Source organism: Methylobacterium sp. GC_Met_3 (assembly GCF_026540775.1).
In the GTDB taxonomy this organism is placed as follows: Bacteria; Pseudomonadota; Alphaproteobacteria; order Rhizobiales; family Beijerinckiaceae; genus Methylobacterium.
Map to the genome: position 1 here is coordinate 1 of NZ_JALNUL010000173.1, position 848 is coordinate 848.

An 848-nucleotide genomic window follows, 5' to 3' on the forward strand; every position below is an offset into this window, starting at 1 on the left:
AGCTAGGGACAAAACCGTTTGGCCTGAGTTCGGCAGATGAGGGCGCAGGCGAGGGTCGTGAAGGCGAGGTGGAGGTCAGCGCGTCGCTCGTAGCGGATGGTCAGGCGGCGGAAGCGAGCCAGCCACGCCAGCGTGCGTTCGACGATCCAACGATAGCGGCCGAGGTGTTGGCTGCTCTCGATGCCGCGCCGGGCGATGCGCGGCGTGATGCTGCGCGCCCGGCACTCACCTCGACACCGGCGATGATCGTAGCCCTTGTCAGCGTGCAACTTGTCCGGTCTGCGCCGAGGGCGACCCCGACGCCCTGTGCGCACGCCCGGCACCGCATCAAGGGTGGCGGCTAGCATGCGGCTGTCGTGGCAGTTGGCTCCGGTGAGCGTCAGGCCAAGCGGCGTGCCGTTGGCGTCCACGACGAGGTGGCGCTTCGTCCCCGGCTTGCCTCGATCCGTCGGGTTCGGCCCCGTCGCAGAGCCCCTTTTTTCGCCGGCAGGCTCGCACTGTCGAGGGCGGCCCGTGACCAATCGAGCGCGTCTGCATCCTGAAGCTGCCCCAGCATCACGCGATGCAGAGCGGCCCAGACGCCAGCTGCCTGCCACACGCCCAGCCGCCGCCAACTCGTCTTGCCGCTGCAGCCGACATCGGAGCGCGGCAGATGCTTCCACTGCATGCCCGTGCGCAGAACCAGAATGATGCCCGCCAGTGCCGCCCGATCCGAAGAGCGCGGCCGACCACCCTTCGGCTTCTCCGGCTCGGATGGAAGAAGCGGCTCGATCACCGCCCAGAGGTCGTCAGGTACAAGAGCGTCCATGCCCGCCTAACCCGCTCAACGCGGTTTTGTCCCGCGCTCT

At 68.3% G+C, this 848-nt stretch carries 1 protein-coding gene; it reads right to left on the bottom strand.

What is annotated here, in order from left to right; genetic code table 11:
* Positions 1-2 precede the first annotated feature (2 nt).
* A protein-coding gene (locus tag OXS27_RS32375; protein WP_267361755.1) for an IS5 family transposase occupies positions 3-808 on the bottom strand; the annotation gives its coding sequence in 2 pieces (ribosomal slippage) (positions 3-481 and positions 481-808; 807 coding nt in all).
* Positions 809-848 lie beyond the last annotated feature (40 nt).